Source organism: Falsiroseomonas sp. E2-1-a4, from assembly GCF_051433165.1.
Lineage (GTDB): Bacteria > Pseudomonadota > Alphaproteobacteria > Acetobacterales > Acetobacteraceae > Falsiroseomonas.
The window spans coordinates 1-16,317 of sequence record NZ_JBHMFS010000015.1; the positions used below are offsets into that span (position 1 = coordinate 1).

The 16,317-nt window shown below is 69.9% G+C and carries 15 protein-coding genes and 1 pseudogene; 6 read left to right on the top strand and 10 right to left on the bottom strand.

What is annotated here, in order from left to right; translation table 11 throughout:
* Positions 1-295: 295 nt before the first annotated feature.
* Together ACFHNC_RS16365 and ACFHNC_RS16370 are read right to left on the bottom strand one after the other, a co-directional pair.
* Positions 296-469 (bottom strand): annotated as a pseudogene (locus tag ACFHNC_RS16365) (IS1634 family transposase); the annotation flags it as partial.
* Between the two features lie 150 nt (positions 470-619).
* Positions 620-973: an MmcQ/YjbR family DNA-binding protein gene (locus ACFHNC_RS16370; protein WP_437170301.1), complete on the bottom strand. Its 354-nt coding sequence runs from the start codon at positions 971-973 to the stop codon at positions 620-622.
* Between the two features lie 280 nt (positions 974-1,253).
* Between ACFHNC_RS16370 and ACFHNC_RS16375 the strand changes: the two genes are divergently transcribed.
* Positions 1,254-1,856 carry a hypothetical protein gene (locus ACFHNC_RS16375; RefSeq protein WP_437170302.1) on the top strand — a complete coding sequence of 201 codons (603 nt, stop codon included), beginning with the start codon at positions 1,254-1,256 and terminating at the stop codon, positions 1,854-1,856.
* A gap of 12 nt (positions 1,857-1,868) precedes the next feature.
* Here the strand turns inward: ACFHNC_RS16375 and ACFHNC_RS16380 are convergent, their stop codons facing one another.
* A complete protein-coding gene (locus ACFHNC_RS16380; protein ID WP_437170303.1) occupies positions 1,869-2,912 on the bottom strand; it encodes an Ldh family oxidoreductase in 1,044 nt (347 codons plus the stop codon).
* A gap of 246 nt (positions 2,913-3,158) precedes the next feature.
* On the opposite strand from ACFHNC_RS16380, the gene ACFHNC_RS16385 reads away from it, so the two are divergent.
* Both ACFHNC_RS16385 and ACFHNC_RS16390 read left to right on the top strand, forming a co-directional pair.
* Positions 3,159-3,977 carry an IclR family transcriptional regulator gene (locus tag ACFHNC_RS16385; protein WP_437170304.1) on the top strand — a complete coding sequence of 273 codons (819 nt, stop codon included), beginning with the start codon at positions 3,159-3,161 and terminating at the stop codon, positions 3,975-3,977.
* Positions 3,978-4,143: 166 nt separating this feature from the next.
* Positions 4,144-6,552, top strand: coding sequence for a recombinase (locus tag ACFHNC_RS16390; RefSeq protein ID WP_437170305.1), 2,409 nt, complete (start codon positions 4,144-4,146; stop codon positions 6,550-6,552).
* A gap of 21 nt (positions 6,553-6,573) precedes the next feature.
* On the opposite strand, the gene ACFHNC_RS16395 is transcribed toward ACFHNC_RS16390, so the two are convergent.
* The 4 genes from ACFHNC_RS16395 to ACFHNC_RS16410 form a co-directional block, all read right to left on the bottom strand.
* Positions 6,574-7,245 (bottom strand): maleate cis-trans isomerase family protein, encoded by a 672-nt coding sequence (locus ACFHNC_RS16395; protein ID WP_437170306.1) that lies wholly within the window; start codon positions 7,243-7,245, stop codon positions 6,574-6,576.
* Positions 7,242-7,799, bottom strand: a complete 558-nt coding sequence (locus ACFHNC_RS16400) for a carboxymuconolactone decarboxylase family protein (protein ID WP_437170307.1) — start codon at positions 7,797-7,799, stop codon at positions 7,242-7,244. The genes ACFHNC_RS16395 and ACFHNC_RS16400 overlap by 4 nt, the downstream gene beginning before the upstream one ends.
* Before the next feature lie 136 nt (positions 7,800-7,935).
* A complete protein-coding gene (locus tag ACFHNC_RS16405) occupies positions 7,936-8,694 on the bottom strand; it encodes a VOC family protein (RefSeq protein WP_437170308.1) in 759 nt (252 codons plus the stop codon).
* Between the two features lie 14 nt (positions 8,695-8,708).
* Positions 8,709-9,056 (bottom strand): DUF1428 domain-containing protein, encoded by a 348-nt coding sequence (locus ACFHNC_RS16410; protein WP_437170309.1) that lies wholly within the window; start codon positions 9,054-9,056, stop codon positions 8,709-8,711.
* Positions 9,057-9,261: 205 nt separating this feature from the next.
* Here ACFHNC_RS16410 and ACFHNC_RS16415 point away from each other — a divergent pair, with 205 nt between their 5' ends.
* Positions 9,262-10,542 (top strand): DEAD/DEAH box helicase, encoded by a 1,281-nt coding sequence (locus tag ACFHNC_RS16415; RefSeq protein ID WP_437170441.1) that lies wholly within the window; start codon positions 9,262-9,264, stop codon positions 10,540-10,542.
* Between the two features lie 21 nt (positions 10,543-10,563).
* On the opposite strand, the gene ACFHNC_RS16420 is transcribed toward ACFHNC_RS16415, so the two are convergent.
* Positions 10,564-11,271 carry a molybdate ABC transporter substrate-binding protein gene (locus tag ACFHNC_RS16420; RefSeq protein ID WP_437170310.1) on the bottom strand — a complete coding sequence of 236 codons (708 nt, stop codon included), beginning with the start codon at positions 11,269-11,271 and terminating at the stop codon, positions 10,564-10,566.
* A 137-nt stretch (positions 11,272-11,408) separates the two neighbouring features.
* Between ACFHNC_RS16420 and ACFHNC_RS16425 the strand changes: the two genes are divergently transcribed.
* Complete coding sequence (locus ACFHNC_RS16425; protein WP_437170311.1) at positions 11,409-12,035, top strand: aspartate/glutamate racemase family protein; 627 nt, start codon at positions 11,409-11,411, stop codon at positions 12,033-12,035.
* Between the two features lie 45 nt (positions 12,036-12,080).
* Here ACFHNC_RS16425 and gyrB read toward each other — a convergent pair whose 3' ends face one another.
* Both gyrB and recF read right to left on the bottom strand, forming a co-directional pair.
* Positions 12,081-14,555 (bottom strand): DNA topoisomerase (ATP-hydrolyzing) subunit B, encoded by a 2,475-nt coding sequence (gene gyrB / locus ACFHNC_RS16430; protein ID WP_437170312.1) that lies wholly within the window; start codon positions 14,553-14,555, stop codon positions 12,081-12,083.
* A 135-nt stretch (positions 14,556-14,690) separates the two neighbouring features.
* The gene (recF, locus tag ACFHNC_RS16435; protein WP_437170442.1) at positions 14,691-15,839 is read right to left on the bottom strand and encodes a DNA replication/repair protein RecF; all 1,149 of its coding nucleotides are present in this window, start codon (positions 15,837-15,839) and stop codon (positions 14,691-14,693) included.
* 107 nt (positions 15,840-15,946) lie between these two features.
* On the opposite strand from recF, the gene ACFHNC_RS16440 reads away from it, so the two are divergent.
* Positions 15,947-16,306: an OmpA family protein gene (locus tag ACFHNC_RS16440; protein WP_437170313.1), complete on the top strand. Its 360-nt coding sequence runs from the start codon at positions 15,947-15,949 to the stop codon at positions 16,304-16,306.
* Positions 16,307-16,317 lie beyond the last annotated feature (11 nt).

Below are 16,317 nucleotides of genomic sequence, written 5' to 3' on the forward strand. Positions count from 1 at the left end.
CGCTGCCGTGACGCGCCGCGGCAAGTGCGTCACGCCGACGGCGTGCCTGCGGCACGACGAAGCCAAGGAAACCTGAGGTTTCCGCCCGGCGCTTGAGGGGCCCTGGAGCGGTCACGCGAAAGGGCCGTTGGTATGATACCAACGCCCGGAAAGCCTGACCTGCGGCCGGAGGAACCGGCCGAGGTCGCGAATGCGGCCCGCCGCTTATTCGGCGAGCCAAGCCCGCGGAAAGGGCGCCCGGCGCTTGAGGGCCCGGAAAGGCATACCAACGATCGATGAAATCGAGCGTTGGTATGAGGCGGCGGCTGAGTTCGGCGAGGTTGTCGGCCGAATACATGGCGGCATTGCCGACGAACAGTCAGCGGCCGAGCCGCCAGGCATCCAGGTCCTGCTTGATGCGGGCGACGGTGGCCACGTCGGCGGTGTTGCCCGGCAGCACCCACGAGCGCAGCGGCATGCCGTCACGGGCGAGCGACTGTTCAACCTCCTCCCCAGTCCAGAGCGTTGAACAGCCCTGGGGGAGGGCAGGGTGCGGGGGGCGTGCAGGTCGCGCGCCATGTCCAGGCCCCGGAGGCCCCCCACCCAACCCTCCCCGCTTCGGGTGGAGAGGGCTTTTCGGTCAGTCCGGCGATAGCTGCGCCGCCAGCCGCTTCGGCGCGATCAACGAATAACTGCGACGGATCAGCGCCTCGGCCTCCGGCCAATCCACCGTGCCCTCCAGCCGCAGCGCGACCCAGCCCTTGTGGCCGAGATAGGGCGGGCGGAAGAAGCGCGCGGGAGCGGCTTCCAGCAGCATTTCCTGGCTGCCCGGCGGCGCCTTGAACCACACGGCCAGCCCGTCCGGCGCCTGGTGCAGCATGGCGAAGATGCGGCCGCGCACGCGGAAGGTGGGCTGGCCCCAGGCCTCCACCTCCGTGGATTCGGGCAGGGCAAGGCACAGGCGGCGCAGACGTGTGGTGGGGGAGATGGCCATGCGGCGATCCTGGCACAGGATCGGCGCTTGCCAAGACGATCAGGCGGCGCCGATGCCGGGCCGGAATCTGTCCGCCGGAGGATGGCCCGACCTGCGTTTCCGCCTCCCCCGTCGCCACCGTGCCATGCGCCGATCTGCTGATTCGCGCGGGCGGCCTGTGCGGCTGGGCCATGACGGATACTTGACCAGCGTCTCAGGCGGTTTCGCCGCACCGCCGCCTTGCTTGACCGCCAGACAACCGCTGGGGGAGCGTCCCTCGAACACCGACGGAGAGACTGCCATGCGCGCCACCCGCCTTGCCGCCCTCGCCTTGGCCGCCGCCCTGCCGGCGCTGGATGCCGCCGCACAGGAACGCCCGCAGGTGTTCCCGACGCGCGATGTCGCCGTCACCTATCGCGTCACCGGCGCGCGGGCGCAGTCTGGGCTGCCGGCGATGACGATGTCCTGGCTCACCAGCCAGCAGACCCTGCGGGTGGACATGCCCGGCATGGGCTACATGGTGGCCGACCAAAGGGCGCAGCGCGGCTTCATGGTGATGGAGCAGATGCGGATGCTGATGGACATCCCGATGGAGCAGGCCAATGCCGGGCTGCCGACGCGCGGCCAGTTTCGCCAGACCGGGCGGGACAATGTGGCGGGGCATGCCTGCAATGTCTGGAACTACCAGGACGGCAACGACCGCGGCACCGCCTGCATCACGCCCGATGGCGTGACCTTGCGGGCGCAGGGCACCTCGGGTGGTGAATCCGGCAGCATGGAGGCGACGCGGGTCGTCTATGGCGCGCAGGATCCGGCCCGTTTCCGCCGGCCGCAGGGCTACCAGACCATGCAGATGCCCCAGGGGCTGATGCAGGGCCTGACCGGCATGCCGCAGCGGCGCTAGCGCGGCGATGACCTACGCCGGCATGGCAACCCCGAGCTTCGTCGCCGCGCCGCGCAGCCCGTCCCAGATGGCCGGCGACAGGGCCAGCCCGTCGCGGAAGGCGGCGCGGCGATGCGCCAGGCCGGATTCGCCGGGCAGCCGCACGCGGGCCACGCCAGGGCGCGGCGTCGCGGCCCGGCAGGCGGCGGCGGTGTGGCTGGTCTGCCGCAGGAAGGCGGCCTGGCCGGCAAAGGCCTCCGGATCATAGACCTGCAGCAGCACGCTGGCGGTCCAGCCGGTCGGCTGGTCGGCGCGGCCATAGCCGGACAGGCCCTGGGTCAGCGCCTCGTTCATCAGCGCCCATGCATAGCCCTTCTGGCCGTGGTCCAGCCCGCCCGCCGGCAGCAGCGTGCCGCCCTGTGTCAGCACCGCCGGGTCCGTGCTCGGGTTGCCGGCGGCATCCTGTACCCAGGGGTGCGGGTACTGCGCGCCGGCCTTCTGCAGCTGTGCGGCCATGTTGATGGTGGTGATGGAGGCGCTGACATCCATCAGGATCGGGTCGCCATCCGTGGGAATGCCCGCCGCCATCGGGTCCGGCGCCAGCACGCCGGTAATGGCGCCAAACGGCGCCACCGCCGCGGCGGCGGAGGCGGAGGAGGACAGCACCAGCATGAAGCCGCGCTCCGTCGCGCGGGTCAGGTAGGCGGCGAGGCAGCCGATATGGTGGCTGTCGCCGATCGCGACGGTGCAGGTGCCATGGGTCGCCGCGCGATCGAGTGCGATATCCAGCGCCTTGTGCACCAGCCACGGCCCCGGCAGGCGGCGGCCATTCCAGGTGAGGGTGGCGCCACGGTCGCGCAGCACCTCCGGCTCCCCATCCCGCGTCATGCCGCCGGAGCGTGCATCATCCAGGTAGCGCGGCAGCAGGGCCAGGCCGTGCGTCGCGTGGCCCAGCAGGTCCGACTCCACCAGCGTCTCCGCCACCGCCTTGGATTTCGCTGCATCCAGCCCGGTGGCGGCGCACAGGCTGCGGGCCAGGTCGATCAGCGTGGCGGGGTCGTGGCGCGGGGTGGTCATGCCGGGCGGCTCCTCATCGGTGGGTTGCCCGCAGCATCATCCGGCCGGGCGGCTGGCGCCATCCCTGCACGGCGCGTTCATGCCTTAGTCTGCTGATGTGGCGGCGCCTGACGACCTCGGTGGCCGCAAGGCAATCTGTACCAGCGCCTGTGACAGTTTGCTTTCGCGGCTATAGCTATCCGGGACATGGTTCATCTCCACAAACCCTCCCCGCCCCCTCAAGTGCGGCTTTTCGGATTGTCCAGCATGACAGGATTTTCTCCAGGCATCGAAGCCCGACGCGGGGCCAGCAGCCTCGAGAAGATGCTCGGCCTGCTCGACCTGTTCACGCCGGGCCAGCCTACCTGGCCGACGGAGGAGCTGATCCGCGTCTCCGGCACCTCCCGCTCCACCTGCTACCGCTACATCAAGGCACTTCAGGCGGGGGGGCTGCTGACGCCGGTGGCGGGCGGGACCTGGATGCTGGGGCCGCGGATCATCGAGATGGACCGCACCATGCGGCTATGCGACCCGGTGACGACGGGCGGCAACCCGCCGATGCAGCGCCTCGCGGTGGAGACGGGGCATACCGGGCTGCTGTGCCTGCTGTTCTCCGGCACCGTGATGTGCGTGGCGGATGCCCCGGTGCCGGGCGCGCCGGCCGGGGTGTTCAGCCGCGGCCAGCGGCGGCCGCTGTTTTTCGGGGCGGCGTCGAAGGTGATCCTGGCGCATCTGCCGCCGCACCAGTTGCGCGCCATCTTCGCCCGCCACCGCGCAGCCATCGAGGCCGCCGGGCTGGGTGGTGACTGGGAAGGCTTCCGCCAAGCCCTGCGTGCCCTGCGCGACGCTGGACATGGCATCACCGAATCCGAATTCATGCCGGGCGTCATCGGCATCGCCGCCCCGCTGTTCAATGCGGAGGGCGGCGTGCTCGGCAGCATCGGCATCGCCGCCAGGATCGAGGAGGTGCCGGAACAGGACCGTGCGGCGCTGGCGGGCATGGTGATGGCCGCGGCGCGGGAGGCCTGCGCCCGCATTGCCGACCAGGCGCAGAATGCCGCGCTGCCGGCGCGGGCGGTGGGCTGAGGGCGCTTCACGTCAAGGTGTCATGCCGTGCGCGCCCGGCCCTGCGCTAAGCTGGAGCTGGCTTTGCGGCTCCGTCTGCCGTGACCATATCTGGTGGTGACGAATCATCCGAATCACTATATATGGTGATGAACGCCGCGTCGGTGCGCGGCCAAGGATGTACGACATGGATGGTTCACTGCCCGGCGCCCCCGCCCTTCGCCACCGCCGCATCCCCGGCGCCCGCTTCGGCGGGCCGCCTGCGAAAGCGCGGGCGCTGGATGCGGGGATGGGCCTGGCGGTGGCCCGCCGCACCGTGTTCCGTCCCTCCGACGCCGAGGATTTCGGACGGGTCGCGGACCGTGTGGCCGCCGGCAACATGGCGCTGCTGGGCGACCGGGCCGACCGCATGGAGCAGGGCCGCCTGCGCAATGCGATCGCCACCGGCGCGCTGATCACCTCCGGCCGCCACCTCCAGCATGGCGATGCGGAGCAGCCGCGGCGGAACATGGAGGTGTTCACCAACTGCGCCACCGCTGCAGCCTCCTTCAGCTTGTTCTATCTGCTGCTCAATGGCAGCGGCGTGGGCCGGGCCTATGATGATGAGCTGATGGCGGTGGATTGGGCGAAGGCGCCCAACCTGCTGCTGCATCTGGGCACCGAACATGCCGATTTCCCGGCCAGCCGCGCCACGCTGCACCGCTTCGGCCTCGATTTCTCGCTGCTTCCCTGGGGCACCAGCTTGGAGTCGATGACGGCGGCGCAGGAGGCTGAGTTGCGCGGCTGGATCGCGCGCGAATTCCTGAACGACACGGCCGAGGCGCCGGTGGATGCGATTCGCCACGTGATCGATGACAGCCGCGAGGGCTGGGGCAAGGCCGTGGAGCTGCTGGAAAGCCTCGCCTTCGAAGGCGCGGCCGACCGCACGCTGCTGCTGGACTTTTCGGCGATTCGGCCCTGCGGCGCGCCGATCGGCGGCATGCAGGGGCGCCCGGCTTCCGGCCCGCTCTCGCTGATGCGCGCCTTCGTCAATCTGCGCGCGCAGGTCATCGCGCCGGCGCGGAACGGCACGATGCAGCCCTGGGAACAGGCGATGATGGTGGACCATCACCTGTCCGTCGAAGTGCAGGTCGGCGGCGCTCGCCGTGCGGCGCGGATGGCCACCAAATCCTGGCGCGACCCGGGCATCCTGCGCTTCATCCGCGTGAAGTCCGAAGGCGGGCTGTGGACGGCGAACAACTCCGTCATGGTCGATGCCGAATTCTGGGACGGCGTGCGCGCCGCCCGCGCCGGCAGCACAGCGCCGCTGGACCAGCACGCCTTCGCGGTGTTCGAGGAAGCGACGCGCTGCGGCTACATCAATGGTGAGCCCGGCTTCATCAACGGCGACAAGCTGGAAGACCACCGCACCGGCAGCGCCTGGGACAAGCCGGTGCATGAGGATGGCCGCGACGTGCGCTCCGTCCGCTACCAGGCCGACCACGCCGTGGGCCTGCTGGCCGAGATCGCACGGCGTGCCGGTAGCGCCCGGTTCCCAGCGACCACGAATCCCTGCGGCGAGATCACGCTGCATGTCACCGGCGGGTATTGCGTCATCGCCGACTTCGCGCCGCTGCTGGCCTGCCCGGTGGACTATGCTGCGCTGACGCCCGGCGAGATGTCGGCCGATGTCGCGGAAGACTGGGATGCGCGGGTGGAGGACAGCGTGCGCCTCGGCGTGCGCTTCTTGATGCGCGCCAATCTGATGGATGCGCTGTATGGCGCCGAAGTCGCGCGCACCAACCGCATGGGCATCGGCCCGACCGGCCTGCATGAATGGGCCTGGATGCGCTACGGCCTGGGCTTTGCCGAGCTGCTGGACCACGACCGGTCGGCCGGCTTCTGGACAATGCTCGACCGGCTTTCGGAAGCTGCGAAGGACGAGGCCGAGTCCTATGCGCAGGAGCTCGGTCTGGAATCTCCGCATACCGTCACCACGGTGAAGCCCGCCGGCACCACCAGCAAGCTGTTCGGCCTGACCGAGGGCGCCCATCTGCCGGCGCGCCGCCATTATCTGCGCTGGGTGCAGTTCAAGGGCGTGCGGGCGGAGGATGGCGGCTGGACGCCGGATAGCGACCGGCTGCTGGCCGATTACGAGGCGCGCGGCTACCCGATCCGCAGCCTGTCCTCCTTCCCCGGCATGTCGATCGTCGGCTTCCCGACCCTGTCGCTGATCGAGCGTCTGGGCCTGGGCGAAAAGCTGGTGACGGCGCCGGAGGCCTCGCCCGAGGCGCAGTATCGCTGGCTGTCGCTGCTGGAGCGCCACTGGATCGGCGCCGAGCGCGGCAACCAGGTGTCCTACACGCTGAAGATCTACACAGATCAGCACGACATCGCCGATTTCCGCGACATGGTGCTGACGCATCAGCCGCAGATCCGCTGCTGCGCGATCCTGCCGAGCCGGCCGGACAATGAGCTCGGCTACGAATACCTGCCGGAGGAGGAGGTGACGCCGGAGCGTTTCCTGGCCCTCGTCGCCGGCATCAACGACCCGGCACTGCATGAGGCGGTGGACGGCGCGCATCTGCAATGCGCCTCCGGCGTCTGCCCGATCTGACGCGCTTCCTCCTCCCCTTCGTCAGGCGGGCACACCCCGCGCCTGGTCCGCCGTCGCACTAACGGCGGACAGCACCGGCCGGCCCACATCGCGCGCCAGGGCGGCGAGGAAGGGCTGCGTCGGCAATTGGGTGCAGCCGATGAACAGCGCATCGCAATCGGCGGCCATCGTCTTGCGCGCCAGCGCCTCGACCTCCGGCGCGCTGATCGCGACGAGCGCCGCCAGGTCCTTCGCGCGCAGCGTGTCCAGCCGCCGCACGGCGATACCGCCATCGGCCAGGAAATCCACGAGCTGCGCGTTCACCGCATCCGCGTAGGGCGTGACGACCGCGATACTCTTCGCGCCGATCGCCTGCAGGCGCTGCACCATGGACCGCGCGGTGGTGACCACCGGCAGGCCGGTGCCCTGCGCCAGATCTCGCGCCAGCGCCGCATCGCCCTCCGGACCGGCCAGGAAGCCGGCGGCCGTGCAGCCATAGACCAGCAGATCATGCCTGTCCGTCGCGAAGGATCGGGCCGCCAGGGCCACCACGGAATCGCGATAGGCCGGCATCGTCTCCCGCGTCAGCGGGCTTTCGGTGCGGGGGATGCCGATGCGGGTGAGGGTGGAGCCGGCGGGCAGCGAGGCCAGCATCTCCGCCTCCATCGTCGTGTTGCTGGCTGGCACCATCAGCCCGATCCGGATCGCCGTCACAGCGGCTTCAGGGGTGGTTCGGTGCCATCCGGCAGCGCCGGGTCCGCGGTGTTCAGCACCATCGCCAACATCGAGTAATAGCCGGCCAGCGCCAGCAGATCGAGCACGCCGGCCTTGCCGAAGCGGGCCTCTGCCGCGGCATACAGCGCATCCTCGGGCTTGCCGTCCCGGTGCACCGACACCGCGAAATCATGCACCAGCGCCTGGTCGGCCTGCATCGAGTCGGGCCGGCGACCTTCGGCGATGGCGGTGATGATGGCTTCCGGCAGGCCCTCGGTGCGGGCGATGCGGGCATGGGCGAAGAATTCATACTGGCAGGTCCAGCGCCGCGCCGTCACCAGGATCAGCAGCTCGACCAGCGCCTGCGGCAGCCCGGTGCCGAAGCGGAGATGCGCGCCCAGCGCCTGCACCCGCATGGCGAGCGCCGGGTTGTGCAGCAGCGCCAGGAAGGGGCCGCGGACGGAGCCGCGCGGCCCGCCGGCGATGGCGGATGCCACCTCATGCTGCGCCTCCGTCATCTGGTCGGGCGGGATGGCGGGGAAGCGTTCGGTCATGCGGGGTCTCGCGCCAGTGACGTCATGGCGGTGAGTGTGGCGCCGGCCCGGCGCCGGGGGGAAGCCCCCGGCGGTCAGGTCGCGGCCCGGCGCGGCGCCGTCAGATCCAGCTTCACCAGGCCCATCATGGCCAGGGTCATGCCGCACCTGGCTTGCCGACCAGTGCGAAGACCGCACCCTGCGGGTCCGTGCCGATGAGGATCTGGTCGCCGCCCGGCACCTCCACCGGGCCGTGCAGGATGGCGCCGCCGCTATCCTTCACGCGCTGCGCCGCCGCATCGATGGCCGGCACGTGGAAGTAGAAGCGCCACATCGGCGGGGCGCCGCCCGGCTGCTGCATAATGGCGCCGATGGCGCGGCCCTGATGTTCGATGAGCTGGTAGCCGCCCATCTCCCCCATCGGCAGAAGCTGTCCGCGGGACCAGCCGAAATGCCGCGCGTAGAATTCCACCGCCGCGTCCAGCGCGCCGGCGCCCAGCTCGTTCCAGCCGCAATGGCCCATCCGGTCCGGCGCGAAGCTGGTGCTGGCGCGATCGCCGGCGCCGCGCATGACGTAGAAGGGCGCGCCATGCGGGTCCGCCACCATGGCGATGCGGCCGACGCCCGGCAGGTCCCGCGCCGGCATCCGCACCTGCCCGCCATCCGCGAGAATGGCCGCCACCGCGGCGTCCACGTCGTCCACGCCGATATAGCCGAGCCAGCAGGGCGGCACGCCGGCCGGCGCCCGCATCAGTCCGCCGATCGCCTCCGCCCCATGGCTGAGGATGCGGTAGCCCGCCTGGCCCTCATGCGGGCTGTCCTGCCAGCCGAGCAGGCCGGCGTAGAAGCCGATGGCGGCATCGGGGTCGCTAGTCAGCAGTTCGTACCAGATGAAGCTGCCATGTGCGTTGGCCATGATGGCGGGCTCCCTCACGCGTCGAGGATCGGCTGGAAGCCGCCATAGATCATGCGCTGGCCGTCGAAGGGCATCTTCATGTCCTTCATGCGCGGGTCTTCCATCATCCGCTTCATGCCTGCGTCGCGCGTGGATTTGGAAGGCCACTCGATCCAGGAGAAGACCACCACCTCATCCGCCTTGGCCTGCACCGCGCCCTTGAAGTCCGTGACCTTGCCGTCCGGCACGTCATCGCCCCAGCATTCCACGACGCGGAGCGCGCCGTATTCCTTGAACAGCGGCAGCGCCTGGCGTGCGTGGTCCAGAAAGGCCTGCTTGTTGGCGGCGGGCACGGCGGCCACGAAGCCATCGACGTAGTTCATCATTGCTCTCCAATACTTAACCATTAAGTGAAGTATGAGGGAGTCCGGGAAGCCGGTCCAGCCTGCCGTGAACACGGCTGCTTGAGCGGGGCCTGCTGCCGCGCCGCGTTGACGCAGTGCAGCATTGCCCGTAAATCGGCGCATCCCGAACCAGCGAAGCCCCAATCGGCGCAGCCTTTTTGAGCGCCGGAGGCGCCGCTTGACCATGTCCATGACCTTCGCCGACCTGTCCCTCGCGCCGCCCTTGCTGCGCGCCCTGGCCGAGGCCGGCTATGCCACCCCCACCCCGATCCAGGCCCGGTCGATCCCGCTGCTGCTGGAAGGCCGCGACCTGCTGGGCCTGGCCCAGACCGGCACCGGCAAGACCGCCGCCTTCGCGCTGCCGCTGCTGCATCGCCTGGCCGCATCGCCTCGCCCGGCACCCCGGGGCGGTGCCCGCGTGCTGGTGCTGGCGCCGACGCGCGAACTTGTCTCCCAGATCGCCGACGGCTTCGAAAGCTTCGGGCGCCATATGCCGCTCAGCGTGACGACGATCTTCGGCGGCGTCAGCCCCTTCCACCAGGTCAATGCGCTGAAGGCAGGCGTCGACATCATCGTGGCCGCGCCGGGCCGCCTGCTGGACCTGATCGACCAGGGCCTTTGCGACCTGTCGCAGCTTGAGGCGCTGGTGCTGGATGAGGCGGACCAGATGCTCGACATGGGCTTTGCCAGGCCGATCGAGCGCATCGTCGCGACGCTGCCGCAGGACCGGCACACCCTGCTGCTGTCGGCCACCATGCCGAAATCCATCGCCGCGCTGGCCGAAAGCCTGCTTCGCGACCCGGAGAAGGTCGAGATCGCGCCGCCCTCCACCACGGTGGACCGGATCGAGCAGTCCGTGATGTTCGTCGATGCGGCCGACAAGAAGGCGGCGCTGCTGGCGCTGCTGCGGACGCCGGGGATCGGCCAGGCCGTGGTCTTCACCCTGCAGAAGACCATCGCCAACGAGGTCTGCGGCTTCATCACCGAGGCGGGTGTCACGGCCGAGGCCCTGCACGGCAACAAATCCCAGGGCCAGCGGGAACGTGCGCTGGAGGCTTTTCGCGCCGGCAGCGTGCAGGTGCTGGTGGCGACGGACATCGCGGCGCGCGGCATCGATGTCGATACCGTCACGCATGTCTTCAACCATGATGTGCCGAGCCTGCCGGAAAGCTACGTCCACCGCATCGGCCGCACCGGCCGCGCAGGCCGCAGTGGCTACGCCATCACGCTGTGCGATGCCGAGCAGCGCGCCTGGCTGCGCGACGTGGAGCGGGAGATCGGCCGCGCCTTGACCGTGCAGGCCGACCATCCGTGGCATTCCGAAGCGGCGCTGACCTCGACCCGCCGCCCACCCGTGCTGGGCGGCGGGCCAGTCAAGGAAATCAAGCCGCAGGAAAAGCGCGAGCGGAAAGTCTGGACCGAGGAGGAAAAGCTCCTCGCGCGCGCAGCGGCCAAGGCGGCCTGACCGCCCCAGCGGGCTGTCCGGCTACAGGATCGGGTCGACCCCGCTCGCCAGATAGGCCGCATGCGCCCGCTCGCCGTTCAGCGCCGAGAGGAATGCCACCGCGGCCCCGCGGTTCGGGGACTGCGCCATCATCGCGGCCGAAAAGGAGGAGACCTGCTGCATCTCCTCCGGGAATTTGCCGATCACTTCGGTGCCGGGGACGACCATAAGTTCGCTCACCTGCTGCACGGCCAGATCCGCCTCGCCGGTCACCAGCTTCTCGGCGGTGAAGCCTGCCGGGATCACCGTCGCGCGGCTGCGTACGGCTTCGGCGATGCCGAGGCGTTCGATCACGGACTCGAAGTGAATGCCGCTGGCGCCCGCTCTCGAATAGGCAATGGACCGGGCTTGCAGCAGGGCCGCCTTGAACGCCTCCAGCGAGTCGATCGGCGGATGCGTCGCGCCGCGGGCCACGGCGAGGCCTAGGCGGGAATGCGCCACCTCCACCCGCGTTGCCGGATCGACCTTGCCCTGCGCCACCAGCTCATCCATCGAGGCCTTGATCAGAACCAGCACGTCGGCCTGCTCACCCGCCGCGACCTTGGTCATGATCAGCGTGGTCGGCACCCAGTCCACGGCCACCCTGTTGCCGCTGCTCGCCTCGTAGTCTGCCACGATGCCGCCTTCGAAGGCGCCGCGCACGGCGAGGCCGGACAAGATCCGAAGCGTCACGCCCGATTCCGTTGCCATTGGTTCTGCATCTCCTCCGATGGGTATAGTCTGGCCCGGACTCAGCCCGGCGGTTCCTGATTGGACCGGCGGCCCGCCAGCAACAAGGTCAAGCAATGCCCTGCCGCATCGTGCTCCTCCACGCAACTCCCGTGGCCATGCAACCCATCCAGTCCGCCTTCGCCGAGCGCTGGCCCGAGGCCGAGATCGTCAACCTGCTGGATGACGGCCTGTCCCTGGACCGGGCGCGGGAGAACGAGCTGAGCGAGCGCATGATCGCGCGCTTCGTCGCCTTCGGAACCTATGGCCACCGCATGGGCGCGGACGGCATCCTCGTCACCTGCTCCGCCTTCGGCCCGGCGATCGACCGCATGATCGAGGCGCTGCCCATTCCGGTGCTGAAGCCGAACGAGGCGATGTTCCAGGCGGCGATCGCCAAGGGCGGGCGCGTCGGCATGCTGGCGACCTTCGGGCCCGCCGTTGGCACGATGACGGAGGAGTTCGACGAATTCGTCGCCCGCAGCGGCCGGAAGGCAAGCCTGGACACGGTGCTGGTGGCGGATGCGATCGACCTGCTGAAGAAGGGCGATGCGGAGTCGCACAACCGCCTGGTGGCCGCGCGCGCACCGGAGCTGGCGGGCCACGATGCCATCATGCTCGCGCATTTCTCCACATCCCGTGCCGCGGAGGCGGTCCGCAGGGTGGTGGACGTGCCGGTACTGACGGCGCCCCATGCCGCGGTGGACCGGATGCGTGAGATGATCGAGGCCCGCGCGGGCGGCTGAGTGCCTTGGCGGCACCCGGCATCCCGCGCCGGGTCCCGCCAGGCCTCACACGTCCAGGTTCGCCACCTTCAGCGCATTGCCGACGATGAATTCGCGGCGTGGCTCCACCACGTCGCCCATCAGCGTCGAGAACACCTGCTCCGCATCCTCCACATCTTCCACCCGCACGCGCAGCAGCGTCCGCACGGCGGGGTCCAGCGTGGTCTTCCAGAGCTGGTCGGGGTTCATCTCACCCAGGCCTTTGAAGCGCTGGATGGTCAGGCCGCGGCGGCCCTGGGCCAGCACGCGGTCGAAGGCCAGCAGCGGGCCGTGCTGGGTGGTCTCGGTGGCATCGAAGGCCAGCATGGCCGGGCCGCCGGCGTAGTCCCGGGCGAACACTTCCCGCCGCTCATCCAGCCAGCGCGCCTCGGCGCTGCGGAGTGCTGCCTGATCCAGCGTGTGGCGTTCCGTCACGCCGCGCACCACGCGGAACAACTGCAGCCCGGCGCCATCCGCCGTGGCCTTCCAGCCGCGTTCAGACGGCGGCGCCAGCGCATCCAGCCGCGTTGCCAGCAGCGCGGCGCCGGCCAGCGCCCGGTCCGCATCCGGCGTCAGCGCGCCGGCGACGGCCGCCTGCTCGATGATGCCCGCCGGCACCTGGGTGGCGAGGCGGCGCATGCGGGAGGCGATCTGGCGCAGCCGCTCCACCTCCTCCGTCAGTTCGTCCCGCGCCACTTCGCGGCCATCCGCGAAGCGTAGCCGGGCGCCGGACAGCGCCTTCTCGATCAGGAAGTCCTCGAGCGCGCGATCATCCTTCAGGTAGCGCTCGTCATTGCCGCGCTTGGCCCGGTACAGCGGGGGTTGCGCGATATACAAATGCCCACGCTCGATCAGCGCCGGCATCTGCCGGAAGAAGAAGGTCAGCAGCAGCGTGCGGATATGGCTGCCGTCCACATCGGCGTCCGTCATGATGACGATGCGGTGGTAGCGCAGCTTGTCGGCGGAGAAACCGCCGCGATCCTCCGGCCCAGTGCCGATGCCGGTGCCGAGCGCCGTGATCAGCGTGCCGATCTCGGCGGAAGACAGCATCTTGTCCATCCGCGCGCGCTCGACATTCAGGATCTTGCCCTTCAGCGGCAGGATCGCCTGGAAGCGCCGGTCGCGGCCCTGCTTGGCGGACCCGCCGGCGCTGTCACCCTCGACCAGGAAGATTTCGGACTTGGCCGGGTCCTTCTCCTGGCAGTCGGCCAGCTTGCCGGGGAGGGTGGAGATATCCAGCGCGTTCTTGCGGCCGACCTTGTCGCGCGCGAGCTGCGCCGCCTTGCGGGCGGCGGCCGAGAGCACGACCTGCTCCAGCACCAGCTTGGCTTCCTTCGGATGCGTCTCGAACCAGTGGGACAGGGCATCGGCCACCGCCACATGCACCACCGGCTGCACCTCGGACGAAACCAACTTGTCCTTGGTCTGCGAGCTGAACTTCGGGTCCGGCACCTTCACGGAAAGGACAGCGGTCAGCCCCTCCCGCATGTCGTCGCCGATCAGCTCGACCTTTTCCTTCTTCGCCAAATCCTCGGCGTATTTCATCACGATGCGGGTCAGCGCCTGGCGAAAACCCGCCTGATGGCTGCCGCCGTCGCGCTGCGGGATGTTGTTGGTGTAGCAGAGCGCCACTTCATGCGGGCTCGAGTTCCACCACATCGCGAGCTCGACGCGGATGCCTTCCGTGGCTTTCGTGACGAGGCTGATTGGCGGCTTGAAAATCGGTTCCTTGCTGCGGTCCAGCCATTCCACGAAGGCGACGAGGCCGCCCTTGAACTCGAAATGCGCCTCCACCGCCGGCACGTGCCGGTCGTCGCGCAGCGAGATCTTCAGCCCGGAATTCAGGAAAGCCAGTTCGCGCAGTCGGCGTTCCAGGATCGGGTATTCGTATTCGGTCTTGGTGAAGGTGGTCGCCGCCGGCTTGAAGGTCACCTGCGTGCCGTGCATGTGCGACGACTCGCCCACGATCTTCAGCGGCTGCACCGTGTCGCCATGCTCGAAGCGGATGAAGTGCTCCCGCCCGTCGCGCCAGATGCGCACTTCCATCCATTCGGACAGCGCATTCACCACCGCGGCGCCGACGCCATGCAGGCCGCCGGATACCTTGTAGGAATTCTGGTTGAACTTGCCGCCGGCGTGGAGGCGCGTCAGCACAACCTCGGCGGCGGAGACGCCTTCCTCGGCGTGCATGTCCACCGGAATGCCGCGGCCGTCATCGGTGACGGTGACGCTGCCATCGCCGTTCAGCACCACATCGCAAGTGGTGGCGAAGCCGGCCTGGGCCTCGTCCACGGCGTTGTCGATGATCTCGAAGGCCATGTGGTGCAGGCCGGAGCCGTCATCGGTGTCGCCGATATACATGCCGGGCCGCTTGCGGACGGCCTCCAGCCCCCGCAGCACCGTGATGGAGGCGCTGTCATAGGCATCGGCACCCGGATTCGGGTCACCGTTTCCGGAAACCGGTTGGGGCGGCGGGTTGGCGCGCGCGGCGGCGTCGGACATGCCGGCGGAGGCTCCTGAGTGTGGCTTGAACCCCTTGGGATACGGGGGTTTTTGCGCGGGTTGCGGCGGTTGCCAGTGTAGCCGGAAACCACCCGATTTGCCACGGCACATCCTTATTAGATGTGGCGGCCATTTTCAGCCTGGCACCAGCCCCTCCGGCGTGGCCCCGAAGCTCTCCGCCAGGCCATGCAGCGGGGCGAAAATGTCGGGCTCCGTGCCGGTCAGGAAGACCTGGGCGGGCAGGCGGGAAAGCGCCTCGTACAGCGCTTCCCGCCGCGCCTGGTCCAGATGGGCGGCCACCTCATCCAGCAGCAGCAGCGGCGCGAAGCCCCGCGCGGCGCCGATCAGCGTGGCATGGGCGAGCACGACGGAGACCAGCAACGCCTTCTGTTCCCCGGTGGAGCACAGCGCCGCCTCCAGCCCCTTGGGCAGATGCACCAGATCCATATCCGTGCGGTGCGCGCCCTGCGCCGCGCCACCCGCCGCGGCATCCCGCCCACGGCTGGCGGCCAGCGCATCCCGCAACCCATCCTCCACCGCCAGCGCCGGCGCCTGGTCCAGCGCGGTGGCGACGGGGCAGATCAGGTCGAGCCGCGCGGCGGGGAAGGCACCCGTGGCGGTGCCGGCCGCCAGCAGCAGGTTCAGCCGCTGGCCGAGGGACCGCCGCGCCGCGACGGCCGCCACCGCATGGCGGGCCATCGCATCCTCCAGCGCCGCCAGCCAGCCGGCATCGCGGCGGCCTTCCGCCAGCAGCCGGTTGCGGCCGGCCATGGCCGTGTCATGCGCCGCCACCTCCCGCGCATGGCCGGGGTCCAGCGCCCAGACCAGCCGGTCCAGGAAGCGCCGGCGGCCGGAAGCGCCTTCCTGGAACAGCCGGTCCATCTGCGGCGTCAGCCAGACCGCGGCGGCGCGCCCGGCGAGCTCCGACTGGTTCTTCGCCGGCTCCCCATCCACCAGGTATTTGCGGCGGCCGGCTTCGGCGCCGTCGCCTACCGTCCCGGTGCCGATCTCGGTCGGGCCCTCCGCGCCTTCGAAGGCGCCGAAGGCGGCCCAGGGGCGTGGTTCCGCGCCCGGCACCCGCCGCCCGATCTCGCCAGCCCGCGCGCCGCGCAATCCGCGCCCGGGGCCGAGCAGGCTGATCGCCTCCAGCAGATTGGTCTTGCCCACCCCGTTCGGCCCGGCAATCGCCACGATACGCCCCGCGAATCGCTGTTCGAAGCTGGGGTAGGAGCGGAAATCCGTGAGCCGGAGGCGCGTGAGGCGCAGCGTGGGGGCAGGGGTCAGCGGCGGGTTTCCCGGCTTGCAGCCTGGGCGGGCATTAGAGCGAACGAAGCCGGAACGTCAAGCCGCACGCCTCGCCAGCCGTAGCGGGACATGGGAAGGCTTCGGTCATGCGCGCTCTTCTCGCCCTGCTGTTGTTCACCACCCCGGCCCTGGCGCAGCCCGAGCCTCCCGCCTGCCTGTTCTCCCGCCGCGACATCGCGCTGGATGAGCCCTGCCTGGACCTTCTGGCGCAGATCGCCCGGGACGCCACCGGCCCCATCACCATCCGCGGCTTCGCGCAGGAACAGCAGGGGCCGCGTGTCGACGGCCTGATCAGCCGGAGGCGGGCGGAGGCGGTGGCGGCCGAATTGCGGCGCCTGGGCGTGGCGCCGGAGCGGCTGCGGGTCACCACCCCGCCGGCGGAACAGCGCGACCTGCACAGCCGCATGGACCCGCATAGCCGCCGGGTGGAGATCGTGGTGCGCTGATCGCGGACCGT